This is a genomic window from Microbacterium sp. (assembly GCF_031178525.1).
Taxonomy (GTDB): Bacteria; Actinomycetota; Actinomycetes; order Actinomycetales; family Microbacteriaceae; genus Microbacterium.
The window spans coordinates 1-3,227 of record NZ_JAPSJA010000267.1; the positions used below are offsets into that span (position 1 = coordinate 1).

2 protein-coding genes and 1 pseudogene are annotated in these 3,227 nt (G+C 70.9%); all 3 read right to left on the reverse strand.

The window, feature by feature from the left end:
- Positions 1-1,155 (reverse strand): annotated as a pseudogene (locus tag RIF89_RS14950) (glycoside hydrolase family 3 protein); the annotation flags it as partial.
- Between the two features lie 130 nt (positions 1,156-1,285).
- On the reverse strand, positions 1,286-2,158 hold the full coding sequence (locus RIF89_RS12890) for a cyclase family protein (protein ID WP_309067099.1): 873 nt from the start codon (positions 2,156-2,158) through the stop codon (positions 1,286-1,288).
- Between the two features lies 1 nt (position 2,159).
- The coding region (locus RIF89_RS12895) for an MFS transporter (protein WP_309069500.1) at positions 2,160-3,227 on the reverse strand (1,068 nt) is incomplete at its 5' end.

The window sequence follows — 3,227 nt, forward strand, 5'->3', positions numbered from 1 at the left end:
CGTCACCGATCACGTACACGAGCACCCGCTCCCCCGGCTCGGCGCGCACCGGCAGGATGCCCGCGGTGTTCTTCGTGACGGTGACGGATGCTGCGGCGAGTTCACACCGCCAGGTATCCTCGATCTCAGGCGCCGGCTGCTCGGCATCCGCTCGCCCCGCGTGCATGCCGACGGATGCCTTGGTCCCGAGCACGCGCCGCACGGCGTCGTCGAGACGATCGATCGGGAGCGCGTCTGTGCCGGCGGCACCGCACAGGATTGCGAAGTCCTCCTCGACGTCGACGTTCCCGAGGATCATGTCGTTGCCGGCGGTCAGCGCCCGCGGCAGGCCCTCGGCACGCGGCATGACGGCGGTGAACCCGGTCATCGCGGAGTTGTCAGTCACGATCATGCCGTTGAAGCCCAGGCGCTTGCGCAGCACCCCCTGCAGCAGTTCCGGCGCGAGCGTTGCCGGCAGGATATCGGCATCGGCGACTCCGGGGACGAGCGCGCGGGACAGCGCCCGCTGCCGGATGTGCCCGGCCATGATCGTGCGCGCTCCGGCGTCGATCACCTCGCGGTACACGTGGCCGTACTGCGCCTCCCAGTCGGCGGCGTCCAGGTCGTTGCAGGTGGTGACGAGGTGCTGGTCGCGGTCGTCTGCACCGTCGCCGGGGAATGCTTGGGGCTCGTCGGGATGCCGCGGGCCTCCATCTCGCGCACGTAGGCGGATCCCAGCCGGCCGACGAGCTCGGGATCGCGACCGAAGACCCGGGTGTTGGTGATCGGATTGGCGGGCGAGATCGCCAGGTCAACGACCGGTGCGAACGCCCAGTTCACGCCGGCGGCAAGGCCCGCGCGGGCGCAGTGCACAGCGAGACGGCGGGCATGCTCAGCATCGCCGGTCGCGCCGACCTGCATCGGGTTGCCGAACGCCTCGGTGCCGGCCAGGAAGTTCACCGTGCCGGATTCGAGGTTGCCGGCGACGAGCAGCGGTACGGCGAACGCGGCGTCCAGCAGCGCCGCGTCGCGGGCGGCGGCGTCGGCGGTGCGCATCGTCATGAGCACCCCGCCCGGCTCGATGCCCCGCTCATGCAGCCAGTCAATCCATTCCGGCACGTCGTGGCGCAGCAGGTACACGCACATCACCTGCCCGACCTTCTGTGCCACGGTCATCCCGGCCAGCGTGCGCTCGACCCAGTCGACTGCGGCGGCGTCGAGGTGGAACGGTGCGGCGTGCAGATCGATGTCGGTCACGGCTTCTCCTTCGGCTTCCTGGCCCGCCCCGGCAGGTCGGGCCGGTGGGTCAGAACAGCGCGAGCGGATTGACCGGCGACCCCGACGATGCGGGGATCGGCAGCGGAGCGATCGTGCTGGCGAACTCGTAGCGGTTCAGGCGGGCGGCCGTCTCGCACAGCCCGCCGAGCGCGGCCATGTCGACCAGCGGCACACCCAGCGCGGCGAGCAGCAGGATGTGCCACGGCACCGGTACGCCTTCGACTTCGCTCGGGTTCGGGTCGAGCCCGGCATCCGTCACGACGACCGACGGCGCCACCTCGGCGAGCCACTCCGCGCATTCGAAACTGAGCCCGGGCATCGGGTCGGCGGCGAGATCGGCGTGCGCGCAGCGCGCGCCGTCGCGGCCGAGGCGGAAGTAGAGCGCGTCGCCACGGCGGAGCTCCACGCCCTGCCGGCGCAGCGTCTCGCCGATCTCGGCGCGCGTGATGACATCGCCCGGGTCCACGTCGACGCCGAGCACGCCCGGCACGTCGATGAGCACGCCCCGCGTGACGAGTCCGGCACGGAGATCGTCGAGCTCGCCGCCGGGGAGCACTCGGTCCTCCCAGCGGAAGTGGTCGAGGGCGTCGATGTGCGTCATCGATGCGACACCGTGGATGTCGAGTTCGAGCCGGTGGTTCGCGGCACCCCAGCCCTCTCCCTCGTCGACCCAGCGCGACAGGGCGTAGGGCTGTGGCACCTGCGGCTCAGCGCGGCCAGTCGCGGGCAGCGACGGCTCTGCCGGACCCTCCGCCGCGCTGACGACGACTCCCTCGGTCACGAGCGCCATGGCGTCACGCACGGCGCGCGGGGCGGGCGGGTTGCGGCGTTCGACGCGCACGCGCGACACGAGGTCCGCGAACTCGTCGCGGGTCATCAGCGGTGCGGAGGGACGGGGCATGTCAGCTCGTCCGCTCGGCGGCGATGTCGCGCTGGGCGGCGACGTCGGCCAGCACCGCAGCCTCGGTCGCGCGGTGCTCGCTCATCCGGAAGAACACGATCCACAGCACGGCGGTGACGGCCGAGGCGCCGATCGGCAGCAGCCACAGCGCCGACCACGCGCCGAGGTCGCTCTCGCCGGAGGCGACGGACGGTGCCACGACCGCGTTGTACACCTGGCCGGCGACGAGCGATCCGAGGAACGCGCCCAGGCCGGTCGAGACGAAGAGGAAGTAGCTCTGCGCCTGCGCCTTGAGCGCGACCGGAGCGACCTGGTCGACGTACATCGCCCCGAGGATGAGGAAGAAGTCGTTGCAGATGCCGTGCAGGGCGATGCCGACGATGGCGAGCCACGGCATGTCGCCCGCGGCGAGCATGAAGAGGACGAAACGGACGCCCCACATCACCATGCCGCCCAGCAGCGCCCACTTCATGCCGAGCCGCACGAGCACGAACGGGATCGTGACGATGAAGATGACTTCGGAGATCTGGCCGATCGCGAGGACTCCGGCGACGTTCTCGATCCCGAGGGCGCCCAGGAACGGGGCGGCGTAGGCGTTGTAGGTGGCCAGGCAGATCGTGGTCAGCAGCGCGCAGATGCCGAAGATCACGAAGTTGCGCTGACGGAACAGCACCCACGACTTGGCGCCCACGAGGTCGCCGAACGAGAAGCGGCCGCCGCCCGTCGGCGGAGTCTTGGGCAGCGTGAAGGCGTAGATGCCGAGGGCGAAGCTCGCGACGGCCGCGACGACGAAGACGCCGGTGCTCGCGGAAAGCCCGGCCCAGCCGACGCCGAGCCCGGCGACGATCCAGCCGATGGTGCCGAACACGCGGACGTACGGGAACAGCTTGTCGTTGCCGCCGAGGTGACGGAACGCGATCGTGTTCGTCAGCCCGAGGGTCGGCATGAAGAACAGCATGTAGACGAGGATCAGGCCCAGCACGGCGCCGCCGGCCTGAGCGGCGACCAGGCCGGGAAGCAGCAGCAGGAGGATGCCGCCGACCATGTGCACGCCGGCGAGCACCTTCTG

Bases quoted from the DNA above. Each gene is read 5' to 3' on its own strand.
- RIF89_RS12890 (WP_309067099.1), bottom strand. From the start codon at position 2,158: ATGCCCCGTCCCTCCGCACCGCTGATGACCCGCGACGAGTTCGCGGAC.